13 protein-coding genes are annotated in these 14,747 nt (G+C 72.7%); 8 read left to right on the top strand and 5 right to left on the bottom strand.

From position 1 onward, the window contains the following. Positions 1 to 155: 155 nt before the first annotated feature. Positions 156 to 764 carry a YdbC family protein gene (locus tag OIE69_RS12600; RefSeq protein ID WP_326572074.1) on the top strand — a complete coding sequence of 203 codons (609 nt, stop codon included), beginning with the start codon at positions 156 to 158 and terminating at the stop codon, positions 762 to 764. A gap of 37 nt (positions 765 to 801) precedes the next feature. Here the strand turns inward: OIE69_RS12600 and OIE69_RS12595 are convergent, their stop codons facing one another. Next, entirely contained in the window at positions 802 to 1,593 is a 792-nt protein-coding gene (locus OIE69_RS12595; RefSeq protein ID WP_326572073.1) for a VOC family protein, read from the bottom strand. A gap of 151 nt (positions 1,594 to 1,744) precedes the next feature. On the opposite strand from OIE69_RS12595, the gene OIE69_RS12590 reads away from it, so the two are divergent. The 3 genes from OIE69_RS12590 (at position 1,745) to OIE69_RS12580 (ending at position 5,248) form a co-directional block, all read left to right on the top strand. Beyond that, positions 1,745 to 2,410 (top strand): phosphoglycerate mutase family protein, encoded by a 666-nt coding sequence (locus OIE69_RS12590; RefSeq protein ID WP_326572072.1) that lies wholly within the window; start codon positions 1,745 to 1,747, stop codon positions 2,408 to 2,410. Positions 2,411 to 2,465: 55 nt separating this feature from the next. Beyond that, complete coding sequence (locus OIE69_RS12585) at positions 2,466 to 3,368, top strand: ADP-ribosylglycohydrolase family protein (protein ID WP_089223100.1); 903 nt, start codon at positions 2,466 to 2,468, stop codon at positions 3,366 to 3,368. A 419-nt stretch (positions 3,369 to 3,787) separates the two neighbouring features. Further along, positions 3,788 to 5,248, top strand: coding sequence for a DUF4153 domain-containing protein (locus OIE69_RS12580; RefSeq protein ID WP_326572071.1), 1,461 nt, complete (start codon positions 3,788 to 3,790; stop codon positions 5,246 to 5,248). A gap of 84 nt (positions 5,249 to 5,332) precedes the next feature. On the opposite strand, the gene OIE69_RS12575 is transcribed toward OIE69_RS12580, so the two are convergent. Further along, entirely contained in the window at positions 5,333 to 6,880 is a 1,548-nt protein-coding gene (locus OIE69_RS12575) for an MFS transporter (protein ID WP_326572070.1), read from the bottom strand. Positions 6,881 to 6,990: 110 nt separating this feature from the next. On the opposite strand from OIE69_RS12575, the gene OIE69_RS12570 reads away from it, so the two are divergent. The 3 genes from OIE69_RS12570 (at position 6,991) to OIE69_RS12560 (ending at position 9,105) form a co-directional block, all read left to right on the top strand. Then, positions 6,991 to 7,584, top strand: a complete 594-nt coding sequence (locus OIE69_RS12570; RefSeq protein ID WP_326572069.1) for a TetR/AcrR family transcriptional regulator — start codon at positions 6,991 to 6,993, stop codon at positions 7,582 to 7,584. A 106-nt stretch (positions 7,585 to 7,690) separates the two neighbouring features. Beyond that, positions 7,691 to 8,386, top strand: a complete 696-nt coding sequence (locus OIE69_RS12565) for a ribonuclease HII (RefSeq protein ID WP_326572068.1) — start codon at positions 7,691 to 7,693, stop codon at positions 8,384 to 8,386. Positions 8,387 to 8,445: 59 nt separating this feature from the next. Continuing rightward, entirely contained in the window at positions 8,446 to 9,105 is a 660-nt protein-coding gene (locus tag OIE69_RS12560; protein ID WP_326572067.1) for a hypothetical protein, read from the top strand. Here the strand turns inward: OIE69_RS12560 and OIE69_RS12555 are convergent, their stop codons facing one another. Together OIE69_RS12555 and OIE69_RS12550 are read right to left on the bottom strand one after the other, a co-directional pair. Next, on the bottom strand, positions 9,106 to 9,705 hold the full coding sequence (locus tag OIE69_RS12555) for a hypothetical protein (RefSeq protein ID WP_326572066.1): 600 nt from the start codon (positions 9,703 to 9,705) through the stop codon (positions 9,106 to 9,108). Between the two features lie 197 nt (positions 9,706 to 9,902). Next, on the bottom strand, positions 9,903 to 12,062 hold the full coding sequence (locus tag OIE69_RS12550) for a RecQ family ATP-dependent DNA helicase (protein WP_326572065.1): 2,160 nt from the start codon (positions 12,060 to 12,062) through the stop codon (positions 9,903 to 9,905). Between the two features lie 154 nt (positions 12,063 to 12,216). On the opposite strand from OIE69_RS12550, the gene OIE69_RS12545 reads away from it, so the two are divergent. Continuing rightward, positions 12,217 to 13,458, top strand: a complete 1,242-nt coding sequence (locus OIE69_RS12545) for a DUF4192 domain-containing protein (protein WP_326572064.1) — start codon at positions 12,217 to 12,219, stop codon at positions 13,456 to 13,458. Here the strand turns inward: OIE69_RS12545 and OIE69_RS12540 are convergent. After that, positions 13,370 to 14,680, bottom strand: coding sequence for an alpha/beta fold hydrolase (locus OIE69_RS12540; RefSeq protein WP_326572063.1), 1,311 nt, complete (start codon positions 14,678 to 14,680; stop codon positions 13,370 to 13,372). The two genes, OIE69_RS12545 and OIE69_RS12540, sit on opposite strands and share 89 nt — an antisense overlap. Positions 14,681 to 14,747 lie beyond the last annotated feature (67 nt).

The raw sequence follows: 14,747 nt of genomic DNA, 5'->3' as shown, positions 1-14,747 counted from the left end.
CCGTGCGCGGGCAGGGCGCCGGTGCCGCTGGCGAAGTCCTCGACCAGCGGGCGCGGGGTCCGGGGCGCCTCCGTGGTGATCGATTGGTCTCCCGTTCAGGCGAGTTGGCCCTTCGATGGGGCGGAAGGCCCGCCGGCGGGCCATAGGATGGCGCGGTGCTGGTGAAGTGGATTCGCTGCGGAATCGTCGATCGCGCCGGATTCGAGCGTGGGCAGCGGAAATGGGTCAACGGGCTCATGGGGGAGCCCGGGTTCCGGGGGCAGGGCGGCGGCTGGAGCCGCAGCCAGCCGGGTGTCGCGCACCTCTTCGCGTTCTGGGAGGACCGCGACTACTACGACGCCTTCATGGCCGGCCCCCATGACCGCCTCGCGGCCGCCCAGGCCGGCACCTACGAGAGCCTCGGCGTCAAGCTCTTCGAGCACCGCCTCGACGTCAAGGTCGGCTTCCGGCCCCGCTTCGCCGACAGCGACCTGCTGCGCCTGGCGCACTGCAAGGTGCGGCCGGACCGCGTCGAGCACTTCGTGCTGATGCAGGAGAAGGTCTGGAACCCGGCCATGGCCGGCTCCCCGGGCATGCTGCGCGGGGTCTTCGCGCAGGGACCCGAGTCCGACTTCCTGGTGCTGTCGATATGGGACTCGGCCTCCGAGCACGCGAAATACCGGGACGGTTCCATCCTGCGGCTGTCCGAACGGGCAGAGCTCGACGCCGACGTGCTCACCGTCGCCGGTGACGTCGTCGACCTGGAACAGTCCTGGTCGATATGACGGCACGGCGACCGGGGCCTCCCGGGAGCCGTCCGCCTCAGCCCGTCGCGCCCTGTGCGGGACGGGTGATCACCGAGAAGTACGCGCCGTGCGGATCGTCGAGCACGGCGACCCGCCCGACGTGCTCGAGGTCGAACGGCGGCACGGAGACGCTGCCCCCGAGCTCGGTGGCCCGTGCGGCGGCCGCGTCGGTGTCGGCGACGGAGAAGTAGTGCATCCAGTGCTGGGGTATCTCCTGCGGCCAGGCGTCGTTCATCAGCAGGATGCCGCCGAACTTCCGGCCCGTCCCCTCCACCTCGAGCTCGGTGTAGGAGCTGTCCCCGGCGAACGGGTGGGTCTCGCCCGTCCAGCCGAAGACGTTCCGGTAGAAGGCGCGGGAGCCGTCCACGTCCCGGGTGTTGAGTTCGATCCAGCACAGCGCGCCCGGCTCGTCGAGCAGCCCCGCGCCGCTGAACCGGCCCGGCTGCCACGCGGCGAACTCCGCACCGTGCGGGTCCGTGAACTGAGCGAAGCTGCCCTGGTCGAAGACGGCCATCGGCGGCACGCACACCGAGCCGCCCGCCGCCTCGACCGCCTTGGCGGTGTCCGTCACGTCACTCGTGGCCATGTAGGTGATCCACCGGGGCCGGTCGCCCTCGGCCATCACCGGGCCGACGGCCGCCACCTGCTCGCCGCGCAGGCCGAAGAAGGTGTACCCGCCGGCCTCCGGAGGGCCCGCCTCGGAGTCCCAGCCGAACAGACCGCCGTAGAACGCGCGGGAGGCCTCGATGTCGGGACTGCTGAGATCGGTCCAGCAGGGTGTGCCGGGGACGAACGACGTGGTCTTCATGGCGGCCTCCAACCGTGGCGCGCGAAGGCGCCCCCCTCTTCATGCTGAGTCTGAGGTGCGCCACTGACAATCGGAGCAGGGGATGTCCGGCCTGTGGACGGAGCGGGCGCCCGCCGCGACCTCGCTCGCGCGCACGAATTACAGTGAGGCCATGGCCCGACCGCGTCGCATAGTGCTCATCAGGCACGGAGAGTCCCAGGGCAATGCCGACGACACGATCTACGAGCGGGTGCCCGACCATGCGCTGACCCTCACCGACAAAGGTGTGGAGCAGGCCCGCGAGGCCGGCCGGGAGCTGCGGGAGCTGTTCGGCGAGGAGCGGGTGCATGCCTTCGTCTCGCCGTATCGCCGGACGCATCAGACCTTCCACCTGCTCGGCCTCGAGCCCTGCCGTACCCGGGCCAAGGAGGAGCCCCGGCTGCGCGAGCAGGACTGGGGGAACTACCAGGACGCCGAGGACGTGCAGCGGCAGCGCAAGGCCAGGGACGCCTACGGTCACTTCTTCTACCGCTTCGCCCAGGGCGAGTCCGGGGCGGACGTCTACGACCGCGTCGGGTCCTTCCTGGAGACGCTCTACCGCGCCTTCGACAAGCCCGAGTTCCCGCCGAACGTGCTGCTGGTCACGCACGGGCTCACCATGCGGCTGTTCTGCATGCGGTGGTTCCACTGGACCGTCGACGAGTTCGAGTGCCTGTCGAACCCCGACAACGGCGAGACGCGGATGCTGCTCGCCGAGCCCGACGGCCGGTACCGGCTCGACCGGCCCTTCTCCCGCTGGCGGACCACCGACTCCGACCTGGCGAGATATCACGGGTGAGATTGCGCACAGGACGATTGACCCGGGTGGCACCGGATGTCAGAGTTCTCCCGCCATGACCGCTGACCCGCATGACCTTCCACGCCGCCGCGCACTGTCCAGCCTGCGCGGTCTCGCCCTGGGTGACGCCCTCGGCTCCCAGTTCTTCGTGCCGGCGCACTACCCGGCACTGCAGGGCCGCACGCTGCCACCGGGGACCTGGCAGTGGACGGACGACACCGAGATGGCGTGCTCGGTCGTCGCGGTCCTGGACTCGCACGGCACGATCGACCAGGACGCCCTGGCCGCCTCCTTCGCGGCGCACCACGACTTCGACCGCGGCTACGGCCCCGGCGTGAACCGGATGCTGCGGCTGATCCGGCAGGAGGGAGCCGACTGGCGCACCCTCGCGGCCGAGATGTTCAACGGCCAGGGTTCCTGGGGCAACGGCGCCGCGATGCGCGTGGCGCCCCTGGGCGCCTGGTACGCGGGCGAGCCGGAGAAGGCCGCCGAGCAGGCCGAACTGTCGGCGTACACCACCCACCAGCATCGCGAGGCCGTCGTCGGCGCGATGGCCGTCGCGGCCGCCGCCGCGCTCGCCGCGGACCCGGCGGGCCCCGGTGCCCCCGCGGACCTCGTCACCCGCGTCGTGGCGCTGCTGCCGCGCAGCGCCGTGCACGCCGGGCTGCGCCGCGCCGTGGACATGCTCGACTACGACGACGTCGCCACCGTCGCGGCCGTGCTCGGCAACGGCCGGCGCACCAGCGCCCACGACACCGTCCCCTTCGCCCTGTGGTCGGCCGCCAGGGGTCTCGGCGACTATGAGGGCGCCTTCTGGACCACCGCCCGCGCGGGCGGCGACGTGGACACCACCTGCGCCATCGTCGGCGGGATCATCGCCGCCGGGGCCGGCGGCGAGCCCCCGCGCGCGTGGCAGGAGCGCTGCGAGCCGCTGCCGGAATGGCTGCCCGGCCGCTGAGCCGCGCCCGCCGCCCCCCGCCGTGGGTCCGGCAATCCTCTGCATTGTCACGGCCCTGTCACAGACTGGGTCATCGGGCCCGCAGCACGTCCGCCCGGCCGGCCGGCGCGCCTAGCCTGTCGGCCACGCCGTCCGGCTGATCTTCGCCGGACGCGCAGTCGAGTACCGGTCCAGCGCGCAGCCCCCGGCCGCCGCACGACCGGCGGGGAGGGGTTCTCATGTCCGACACGCCGTCCGACGCCGCACCGGCGGCGCAGGCGCCAGCACAGGCACATCCGCAGACCCATCCGCAGGCGTCGCCGCGGAAGCACGGTCCACCCGTCCACCCGACAGCGCCGTATGCCCGTCCCTGGACGCCCCCGCCGCCGCCTCCACCGCCGGCGTGGGTGACCGCGAGCCGGCCGCGGACCCCGCGCACCGTGCGACCCGCCGTGCTGTGGACGGCGCTGCTCACCGGTGTGCTGACCTCGGCCCTGCTCCGCGGCGGCCTGGGGATCAACCTGCTGCTGGTCACCGTTCCCGCCGCGGCCGCGGCCGCGGCCGCCGCCCTCGACCACGGCCGGCGGCTCCGGCCCTGGTCGGCGGGCTGGGCGGTGGCCGGCCTGACGCTGCTGCTGATCCCGGCCCTGCGGGACGCGTGGTGGCCGTCGTTCCTGGCTGTCGTCGCCGCCGCCTTCCTGGGCTCGCTGGCCCTGCACGGCGGCCGCCGCTGGCCGGGCGTCCTGCTCGGCGGCGCGGGACTGTGGTTCGCTCCGGTGCCCGCGATCGGCTGGGCGCTGCGCGGGCTGCGCGACCGGGCCGGTCGCGACCGCAGCCGGTTGCTGCCGATGCTGAAGACCGTCGGCGTGACCGTCGTGCTCCTGGTCGTCTTCGGCGCGCTCTTCGCGGGGGCCGACGCGGCGTTCGCGGATCTGCTGGCCGACCTCATGCCCGACGTGACCGTCACCGACGCACCGCTGCGCGTCCTGCTCCTCGTCGTCGGGACGCTCTTCGCGCTCTGCGCGGCCTGGACCGCCGCGGCGCCGCGCCGCTGGGACCGGATCGAGGTGAAGCCGGGGCGCGCCCGCCGGCGCGCCGAGTGGGCGCTGCCGCTGGTCGTCCTCGCCGCGCTGTTCGCCGCCTTCAACGCCGTCCAGCTCGCGGTGCTGTTCGGCGGCTACGAGAAGGTGCTCGCCAAGACCGGGCTGACCTACGCGGAGTACGCCCGGCAGGGCTTCTGGCAGTTGCTCGTCGTCACCCTGCTCACCGTGGTGGTGATCGGCCTCGCCCTGCGGTGGGCGCCGCGCGGCACCGACCGGGACACGCTGCTCGTGCGCTCCGTCCTCGGCACGATCTGCGTGCTGACCCTGGTCGTGGTCGCCTCCGCGCTGCGCCGCATGGACCTGTACGTCGACGCGTACGGGCTGACCCGTCTGCGGATCTCGGTGGCGGGGGTGGAGCTGTGGCTCGGGCTGCTGATCGTCCTCATCATGGCGGCCGGGGTGTTCGGCGCGCGTTGGCTGCCGCGCGCGGTGGTGGTGAGCGCCGCGGCGTCCGTCCTCGCCTTCGGGCTGGTGTCGCCCGACGCGCTCATCGCCGACCAGCAGGTGAGCCGCTTCAAGAACACCGGCAAGATCGACCTGGCGTATCTGCGGAACCTCTCCGCGGACGCCGTCCCGGAGCTGGACCACCTGCCGGAGCCGCAGCGCTCCTGCGCCCTGGAGAAGATCGTGGAGCACCTCTACGAGGACGGCACCGAGGCCTGGTACACCACCAGCCTGGGTGAGGTCCGGGCCCGGTCCCTGCTCGACGGGCGCCCGCCGCAGACCGGCTACCGGCCGTGTGACGCGGCGGGGCTGGAGGGCTTCTACGACGAGTGGCGCGAACCCGTCTTCCCGTGACGTCTTCCCGTGCCGTCTTCCCATGACGCGAACGCCGTGTGCCGCCGTCCCGGCCTCCCCTCGGGCCGGGCGGCGGCGCCGGCGTCAGGCCGCGGGCGTGCCCGCGCTGCCGCTGAGCGCCTCCAGGTCGCTCTTGCGGACCCGGATCACGAACAACGCCGTGACCAGCGCCAGCGCGACCAGCCCCACGGCCGCGTAGAAGGCGGTCGAGATGCCGTGTGCCAGGACCTCGTGGCCCCATGGCGGCGGCAGTTCGTGGGTCCGCCGGAAGGCGGCCTGCTGCTCCGGCGTGGAGTGCGCGAGGAAGTCCGGGAGCAGACCGGTGGCCTTGTCGCGGCTCGCGGTGCCGAACACCGTCACCAGGATGGACAGTCCGAGCGAGCCGCCCACCTGCTGCATCGCGTTGAGCAGCCCGGAGGCGGCCCCGGCCTCGTGCTGGGCGACGCCGGAGACGGCCGTCAGGGTCAGCGTGACGAAGTTCAGGCCCATGCCGAAGCCGAAGAGCAGCATCGGGCCGAGGACGCCGCCCACGTAGCTGCTGCCGGGGTCGATCAGGGTCAGCCACGCCATCCCGGAACCGGTCAGCGCGGAGCCGGTGACGAGGAACGGCTTCGGTCCCAGCACCGGCAGGAAGCGGGTCGACAGCCCGGCGCCGGTCACGATCGCCGCGGTGACCGGCAGGAAGGCGAAGCCCGCCGCGATGGGGCTGTAACCCAGCACGTTCTGCACGAAGATGACGATGAAGAAGAACATGCCGAACATGGCCGCGGCCAGGCTCAGCATCATCACATAGGTGCCCGAGCGGTTGCGGTCGGCGAACATCCGCAGCGGGGTGATCGGCTCCCGGGCCCGCCGCTCGATGACCACGAAAGCGCCGAGCAGCACGATGGCGGCGGCGAACGAGGGCAGGGTCAGGGCGTCCCGCCACCCGGAGTGGGCGGCGCGGATGAAGCCGTAGACGAGCGAGGCCATGCCGAGCGTCGAGGTGACGGCTCCGGCGATGTCGAACCGTCCCGGGTGCCGTTGCGACTCGCTGATGAAGCGCGGCGCCAGGAAGGCGATCAGCAGGCCGATGGGCACGTTGACGAAGAACACCCAGCGCCAGTCGAGCCAGTCGGTGAGCATGCCGCCCGCCAGCAGACCCACGGCGCCGCCGCCCGCGGATACCGCGGCGAACACGCCGAAGGCCCGGTTGCGTTCCGGGCCCTCGGGGAAGTTGGTGGTGATGAGCGCGAGCGAGGTCGGCGAGGCTATCGCGCCGCCGACGCCTTGCAGGGAGCGCGCGGCGAGCAGTTGCCACGGCTCCTGGGCGAAGCCCCCCAGCAGGGAGGCGAGGGAGAACAGCAGGATGCCGAAGACGAACACCCTGCGCCGTCCCAGGATGTCGCCCGCGCGCCCGCCGAGCAGCAGCAGACCGCCGAAGGTGAGCGTGTAGGCGTTGAGCACCCAGGACAGGTCGGTGGTGGAGAAGGAGAGCGCGTCCTGGATGTGCGGGAGCGCGATGTTCACAATGGTGGCGTCCAGCACGACCATGAGCTGGCAGGCCGCGATCACCGCGAGTGCGATGCCCGGCCTGCCGTCGCGTCGCGCGGCTCCGGGCTTTCGTGGTGAGGTGAGTTGTCCGGTCGTCACGAGGTCCCCCAGTCGGTGACTTAGTGAACGGTGGCGTTCACTGTGTACGACACTAGGGTGATGGTTGTAGTGAACGCAAGCGTTCACTACAGAGTGAATGAGAAGGTGGCATGGCCATGTCGCAGGGAGCGGGCACCCGTCGTCGCGGGCCCGTTCTGGAGCGGGCGATCCTCGGGGCCGCCCTGGAACAGCTGAGCACGGTGGGCTGGCGGGGGCTGACCATGGAGGGCGTCGCCGCCGGCGCCCAGACCGGCAAGGCCGCCGTCTACCGCCGCTGGCCGTCCAAGCAGGCCCTCGTCGCGGACGCCCTGCAGACGGCCTTCCCCGAGGTCCCCGACGTCCCGGACTTGGGCGGGCTCCGGGAGGACCTCGTCTTCCTCGTCCTGCGGATGCGCGAGGCGATGTACTCGCGCGGCGGGCTCGCCCTGCGCTCGGTGATCGACGAGTGCGACCAGGAGGCCGCCCACTGCTTCGTGCGGCTGATCATGGAGGGGGTCGTCGAGCCCACCAAGCAGCGCATCCTGGACGTGGTCCGGCGCGGTATCGGACGCGGGGAGGTGCGGCCAGACGCCACCGGCGACATCGTCGCCGACGTCGTGCCCGCGCTGATGATGTACCGGTCGAAGATCGGCGGCAGGGAGATCACCGAGGAGGACCTGCTCGAGGTCGTCGACCAGGTGATGCTGCCCCTGCTGCGCCCCTGACGCGAGCACCGGGGCCGGCTCCCGGCCGTCACCGGCGCTGCCCCGCACCCGCTGCCCCGACCTGCTCCGGGGCGGCCCAACGCGGGAGCGTAGGCTAAGCCTTGCCATGGTCCACGAACCCCCAACCCACACCGTCGAGCGCTCGCTGCGCGCGACCCTCGGCGCCAAGGTCATCGCGGGCGTCGACGAGGTCGGACGGGGCGCCTGGGCCGGGCCCGTCACAGTGTGCGCCGCCGTCACCGGCCTGCGACGGCCCCCCGACGGCCTCACCGACTCCAAACTGCTCACCGTCAAGCGCCGCAACGAACTCGCCGGTGTGCTCACCGGATGGGTGAACTCCTTCGCGCTCGGCCACGCCTCCCCGGAGGAGATCGACGAGCTCGGGATGACCGCCGCGCTCCGGCTGGCCGCCACACGCGCCCTGGACGTCCTGCCCGTGCGGCCCGACGCGGTGATACTCGACGGCAAGCACGACTACCTCGGAGGTCCCTGGCGCGTGCGCACGGTCATCAAGGGCGACCGTTCCTGCGTGGCCGTGGCGGCCGCCTCCGTGATCGCCAAGGTTCGGCGGGACGCGATGATGGCGGAACTGGGCGTCGACTATGCTCCGTTCGGCTTCGAGGCCAATGCCGGGTACCCTTCGCCGGTGCACCGGGCGGCACTGGAGGAGCTGGGGCCCACCCCCCTCCACCGGCTGTCCTGGGCATATCTCGATACGCTGCCGCGTTGGCAGCACTTGAAGAAGGTCCGGGAGACCGTGGAGGCAGGGGAGACGGGTGAGCAACTCGGGTTCGATTTCTGAGCCGAGTTGTGACCTACCCGCCGCTGCGTTGTTCCGGCGCATTTGATAGACATCAGCACATGCCTCTCACCCCCGAGGAGCCTCAGATTCACGAGAGTGTCCCGGGTCCCCGCGTAGCCCCGGCCGCCGGCCGGCCCGCGCCGACCCCCCGCCCCGTACCGGGCTCCGGCCCCCGTCCCGCGCCTCCGCGTCCCGCGCCGCCGCGTGGCGCTCCGGCGGCGAACGCCCGCCCCGGCCGTCCTGGTCCGGCCCGCGGGTCCGTCGTACCCCCGCAGCAGCGTTCGCCGCGGGACTCCGAGGCCGAGGCCCCGGCCTCCGTCTCCGTCGACCCGTCGGCGCAGATCCAGCTCATCCCCGCTTCGGTGGACGGCGCCCTGGACGCTGCCGACGAGGCCGTCGACCTGCTGCTGGACAGCGGGCGCGCTCCCGGTGAGGTCCTGGTGCTCACCACCGGCGAGCAGCACCCCTGGGCGGCGCACGAGCTGAGCTTCGGCGAGGCGTCCTACTGGGCCCAGCACGACGCCGGCGACGATGTGTTCTACGCCGCCCACGATGCCGACCGTGCCACAGGCCGGCCCGTCGTGGTCGTGGCCGTCAACGGCGGCTCCGACGAGACCGTGGCGCGTGTCCTGCCCTCCGCGATGGCGAGGGCCGGCAAGCTGCTGGTCGTCTGCGGCGACCAGCAGCGGATCAACGGGCTGCTCGGCGTCAACGCCTGATCAGCGCGCCGCCGCGCGGCGCAGGGGCGGCGTCCCACTGGGACGCAGGCTCGCTGCGCCGCGGCTCGTGGCCGCCGACCAGGAGGTGGAGTTCGGGGTCCGTCCGGTACGGTCCTCGCCCTGTACCCGCCAGCCGTCGTCGGTCACGGTGATGTACGACCCGGGGCGCAGCCCGTACAGCGAGCAGGCGTCCCGCAGCCCCCACATCCAGGCGCCGTCCACCTCGGTCCAGCCCGCTCCGCCGTCGCGGCAGACGAGCAGGACCGCGGTGCGCACCGGTCTGCGCCGCCGCAGGTCGTCCGCCGTGATCCGGCGCAGGTGGACGAGGATGGCGTTGCGCCGCTCCCAGCCGTCGACGACGTGGGGGCGCTGCGCGAACGACGCGCTGGCCGTCAGCCGTTCGTCGGGGGAGTAGACCGCGACCACGGCGGTGCCGGGCGCCGGAAGGTGCCGCGTGTGGAGGTCCGTGACCACCTCGCGCGGGTTGATCAGCAGCGGGATGCCCGCGGCGGTCCATTCGGCAGGCTCGAGGGTGCGATGGCGTCCGGCGCGGCGGGAGGCATTCACGGATGCGGTTTCCGGAGCGAAGCCGATGGCCACGGTCCTCCCTTCGGGTATGCGTCCGCGACCGGGCGTGCGCGGGCATGCCGGTCGTGGGGCTCCAAGAGCCGATGCGGGGATCCAGACTCAATTGTTCCTGTCGCACACGCGGGCGGCAACGGTCATTTTGTCGACCTGTCTGTTATCTGGCCCTCCGCCGCTTAGATCCCTTCTCTGTCTCACATGGTGACTACCCATCAACCCTGCAACGCCAGGACCAGGGGAAACACTGCTGTAACCCCGGCACGGCGCAACAACCGCGCTGCTACGGCCACGGTCCACCCCGTCTCGGTGAAGTCGTCGACCAGCAGGACAGGTCCCGCGGCCGTGGCGAGGGCGTCGGAGAGGGCGGGCGGAAGGGTGAACGCCCCGTGCAGCGCCCGCAGTCGCTGTGCGCTGTTGCTGCGCGGTACCCGCGAGGGCTCCAGGTCACCGCTGTGCGCCACCTCCCCGAGCAGCGGCATGCGGCCGATCTCGGCGATGCGCGTGCCGAGTGACGCGATGAGCTGCGGCCGGGTGTGCGAGGCGATGGTGACGACGCCGGCCGGCCGCTGCGGGGCGTCGGGATCGCCGCTCGCCCAGCCGCCCGGGCCCCTCGCCCAGTCGGCCAGCACCTGCACCACCGCCTGCGCCACGTCGTCCGGCACGGGCCCGTCCGCCGCGTTCTCCGCGAACAGCGGGCGGAGCCGATTGCCCCAGCCGATGTCGGAGAGCCGCCCGAGCGCCCGTCCGGTCGCGGCCTGTTCGCCCGGCGGGATCTTCCCCTTCAGGTCGATGCCGATCGCGGGCAGACCCGTCGGCCACATCCGGCGGGGCTCGACCTCGACCCCGGGGCGTCCGAGGGCGGCCCGCGCCGCCTCCAGTGCCTCTCGGGAGACCTCCGCGGTGAAGCGGGACCCGGCGCAGTTGTCGCAGCGGCCGCAGGGGGCGGCCTCCTCGTCGTCGAGCTGACGGCGCAGGTACTCCATGCGGCACATCGAGGTCGTGGCGTACTCGCGCATCGCCTGCTGCTCGGTCTTGCGCTGCCGGTCGACCCACGCGTACCGCTCGGTGTCGTACGTCCAGGGCCGGCCTGTCGACGTCCAGCCACCCCGCACGCGGTGCACCGCGCCGTCCACGTCGAGGACCTTGAGCATGGTCTCCAGCCGGTTGCGGCGCAGGTCCACCCGGGTCTCGAGCGCGGGGACCGACATCGGGCCCCCGGCGGCGGCCAGGGTCTCCAGCGTGCGCCGCACCTGTTCCTCACGGGGGAAGGCGAGCGAGGCGAAGTAGCGCCAGATCGCCTCGTCCTCGGGCCCGGGGAGCAGCAGCACCTCCGCGTGGTCGACACCGCGCCCGGCGCGGCCCACCTGCTGGTAATAGGCGATGGGGGAGGAGGGCGAGCCCAGGTGCACCACGAAGCCCAGGTCCGGCTTGTCGAAGCCCATGCCGAGCGCCGAGGTGGCGACCAGTGCCTTGACCTCGTTGTTCAGCAGCGCGGCCTCGGCGGCCCGGCGGTCGGCGTCCTCGGTGCGCCCCGAGTAGGCGGCGACCCGGTGCCCGCGCTGCCGGAGGAAGGCGGTGACCTCCTCCGCGGCCGCCACCGTCAGGGTGTAGACGATGCCCGAGCCCGGGAGGTCGCTGATGTGGTCGGCGAGCCAGGCGAGCCGGTGGGCGGCGTCGGGCATGCGCAGGACCCCGAGCGACAGGCTCTCGCGCTCCAGCGGCCCGCGCAGCACCAGGGCGCCCTCATGGTCGCCGGTCCCCAGCTGCTCGGCGACGTCGGCCGTCACACGCGCGTTGGCGGTGGCGGTCGTGGCCAGCACGGGAACGCCCGGGGTGAGATCGGCGAGCATCGTCCGCAACCGGCGGTAGTCGGGCCGGAAGTCGTGGCCCCAGTCGGAGATGCAGTGGGCCTCGTCGACGACGAGCAGACCTGTGGTGGAGGCGAGCTTGGGCAGCACCTGGTCCCGGAAATCGGGGTTGTTGAGCCGCTCCGGACTCACCAGCAGGACGTCCACCTCTCCCGAGGCGACCTCGGCCTGCACCGTGTCCCATTCCTCGGGGTTGGCCGAGTTGATCGTACGGGCGCGGATGCCGGCGCGGTCGGCGGCGTCGATCTGGTTCCGCATCAGCGCCAGCAACGGGGAGACGATCACCGTGGGACCGCTGCCCCGCTCGCGGAGCAGCGCGGTGGCCACGAAGTACACGGCCGACTTGCCCCAGCCCGTGCGCTGGACCACCAGGGCCCGGCGGCCGTGTGCGACCAGCGCCTCGACGGCGCGCCACTGGTCCTCGCGCAGGCGTGCGGTGCCCGTCGGGTCCCCGACGAGCCGGCTGAGGATCGTGTCGGCGGCTGTGCGCAGTGCGGTGGTCATGCCCCCATGCAACCCGATGGCACCGACACCGCGCCAACCGCGCGGAGGCGGCCTGTGGATAACCCATCTCAAGTAATTGTGATGATATGCGCAAGTTATCCACAGGTTTTGGAGGGGTCTGGCGGAGATCCGCGGCGTACGGGACCTTCGGATCATGACTCAGCACACCGAATCCCCCCGCCCCTCGGACGACCCGAAGGTCACGCTGCGCAGCCCTGCCGAACTCGCCGCCGCGCTCCCGTACCTGTGCGGCTTCCACCCCGACGACAGCATTCTCATGATCGCGCTGCACGGCGAGCGCGGCCGTTTCGGCGGCCGGGCCCGGCTCGGCATCCCACGGGACGCGGGGGAGTGGCCCGGCGCCGCCCAGCAGTTGGCGGAGTGCCTGGTGAACGGCAGCGAGCAGCGCGGCGCACGGCCGGACGCGATCGTGCTCTTCCTCGTCCAGGAACCCGCCCCCGGCGAGAACCCGCACCAGGTCATGGAACGCCTGCGTCCCCTGGCGCAGCGCCTGAGGGTCGCCTGCGGCACGCTCGACGTCCCCGTCGTCGAGGCGCTGTGCGTCTCCTCCGGCCGCTGGTGGTCCTACTGCTGCCCGGATTCGGAGCGGTTCCCGCGCGAGGGCATCGGGATCACGCAGTCCGGCGATTCCGTGATGGCCGCGGCGGCCGCCTACGCGGGCCTGCGGATCACCGGCTCCCTCAAGGAGATGGAGGAGCGCCTCACCCCGCCGCCGCCCGGCGCACCGGCGTCCGCGGCCCGCGCGGACGCCCTGGACGCGGCGGCCGCCGCCCTCGTGCCGCGCATGCTGGAGCGGGACGATTCCGACGAGGTGCGGCGCACGACACTGCGCCTGCTACGGGAGGCGCTCGAGCGCTTCCGGGCCGTCACACCCGTGGGGGAGGGGCCGGAGGCCGACAGCGACGACGACGCGCTGCTGGACGACGACGAGGCCGCCTCGATGATCCTCGGGCTGCAGGACCGCGCCACCCGCGACGAGGCAGCCGAGTGGATGGACCCGCCGCACACCGACCCCGCGGTGCGCCTGTGGCGCGCGCTCGCCCGGCGCTGCGTCGAGCCGTACCACGAGCACGCCGCCGCGCCCCTGACCCTCGCCGGCTGGGTCGCCTGGTCCGCCGGGGACGAGGCGACGGCACGCGTGGCCTTCGGCCGAGCCCTGCACCTCGCCCCCGACTACACCTTCGCCCGGCTTCTCCACGCCGCCGTCAACAACGGCCTCTCGCCGGAGCCGCTCCGCCGCTACCTGCGCCGGCAGAGCGTCGCACGCGCCCGCCGGGCAGCGCTGCTCACAGCTCGCCGCGGGCCAGCCGGATCAGCCGGTCGAGGACCCGGCCGCCGCTCACCCGGAGTCCGTCGTGCTCGTACTCGTCGGTGACCCAGGTGCGCAGGCCGCGGACGGAGCGTGCGGTGGCGAGCGAATCGGCCGTGTCCACGTACATGTCGTCGTGGTAGACGGCCGCCGCCACCGGCACCTCGTTCCGCGCCAGCTGCCCCGGGTCGTACAGGTCGGGCCACTCCTCGTGCTGCGCCAGATGGTGCGCCGTCTCGCGCATCGGTGCCAGCGCCGGGTCCAGGGCGAACATCCAGGGGTAGATCATCTCGCCGGTCAGCAGCACCGGCGCGTCGTCCGCCAGCGGCTTGTCGACGTCGAACTGCGGGAACTCGGCCCGGACCGACTCGGCGGCCCAGCCGGTGGCCCGGGGCGAGACCGAGCGCTGGCCGTAGATCGACTCGTGGAGCACCGCGTAGAGCGGATTGCCCGCGAACGACAGATGCCCCTGGACCTCGGCGAGGAAGGAGTCGGAGAGCTGGAGGCCGGATCCCCCGGTCACGAAGGCGTCCTCGAGGAGGTAGTGCAGCGTGTGAGAGCCGGTGCCCGTGCCGAGGAGCATCCCGGTGACCTGGAAGGCCTCCGCGGTCAGCAGGCCGCCGCCCGGGAGCCTGACCTCGCGCTCGCGCAGGTGCCGCACGACCGCGCGGACCGTCTCGACGTCCTCGGGGTAACGCGCGTAGTGCGCTGCCGTCTTCCGCTCCACGCGGGGGTAGGCGGCCCGGTAGACGTCCTCGGCGGTGCTGCGCAGGCCGGCGAGCCCGCCGGTCACGAAGGCCTCGCGGACGCCCTCGGGGGCGAAGGACAGATAAGTGAGCGTGCAGAAGCCGCCGTAGCTCTGGCCGAGCAGGCTCCACCGGCCGTCCTCGCCGAGCAGTTCACGGCGGATGAGCTCGCAGTCGCGGACGATCGAGTCGGCCCGGAAGTGCTCCAGATACCGGGCTTGGGCCGAGGCGTCCCCGCGCAGCGGCAGGGTCTGCCGGTTCGCCGGGGTGGAACGGCCGGTGCCCCGCTGGTCGAGCAGCAGCACCCGGTAGTCGTCCAGGGCCCGGGTGAGCCAGCCGTCGCGGCCCAGCGGCCGCGGCGACCGGCCGCCCGGCCCGCCCTGCAGGAAGAGCAGCCAGGGCAGCGGATCTCGTTCCTTTCCGGCGGCCACGACCTCCCGTGCGTACACCTCGATCCGCTCACCGCCCGGGTCCGCGTGGTCGAGCGGCACCTGGAAGGTGTGGTCGGTGATGACGGTTCCCGGCTGGCGGTAGACGGCCATGGCTCTCTTTCCGGTGATACGGACAGCTTCCCGATCAGGAACGGTAGACGGCGCGTGACCCGAGTGC

Source organism: Actinacidiphila glaucinigra (assembly GCF_035918135.1).
GTDB classification, from domain to species: domain Bacteria; phylum Actinomycetota; class Actinomycetes; order Streptomycetales; family Streptomycetaceae; genus Actinacidiphila; species Actinacidiphila glaucinigra.
Note: the sequence above shows the minus strand (reverse complement) of the source record. Positions and strands in the feature narration are given on the sequence as shown.

What these genes read in the sequence shown, in the direction of transcription:
- OIE69_RS12550 (WP_326572065.1), bottom strand. Translation starts at nt 12,062, where the DNA reads ATGACCACCGCACTGCGCACAGCCGCCGACACGATCCTCAGCCGGCTC.
- OIE69_RS12585 (WP_089223100.1), top strand. Translation starts at nt 2,466, where the DNA reads ATGACCGCTGACCCGCATGACCTTCCACGCCGCCGCGCACTGTCCAGC.
- OIE69_RS12560 (WP_326572067.1), top strand. Translation starts at nt 8,446, where the DNA reads ATGCCTCTCACCCCCGAGGAGCCTCAGATTCACGAGAGTGTCCCGGGT.
- OIE69_RS12570 (WP_326572069.1), top strand. Translation starts at nt 6,991, where the DNA reads ATGGCCATGTCGCAGGGAGCGGGCACCCGTCGTCGCGGGCCCGTTCTG.
- OIE69_RS12565 (WP_326572068.1), top strand. Translation starts at nt 7,691, where the DNA reads ATGGTCCACGAACCCCCAACCCACACCGTCGAGCGCTCGCTGCGCGCG.
- OIE69_RS12540 (WP_326572063.1), bottom strand. Translation starts at nt 14,680, where the DNA reads ATGGCCGTCTACCGCCAGCCGGGAACCGTCATCACCGACCACACCTTC.
- OIE69_RS12590 (WP_326572072.1), top strand. Translation starts at nt 1,745, where the DNA reads ATGGCCCGACCGCGTCGCATAGTGCTCATCAGGCACGGAGAGTCCCAG.
- OIE69_RS12595 (WP_326572073.1), bottom strand. Translation starts at nt 1,593, where the DNA reads ATGAAGACCACGTCGTTCGTCCCCGGCACACCCTGCTGGACCGATCTC.
- OIE69_RS12545 (WP_326572064.1), top strand. Translation starts at nt 12,217, where the DNA reads ATGACTCAGCACACCGAATCCCCCCGCCCCTCGGACGACCCGAAGGTC.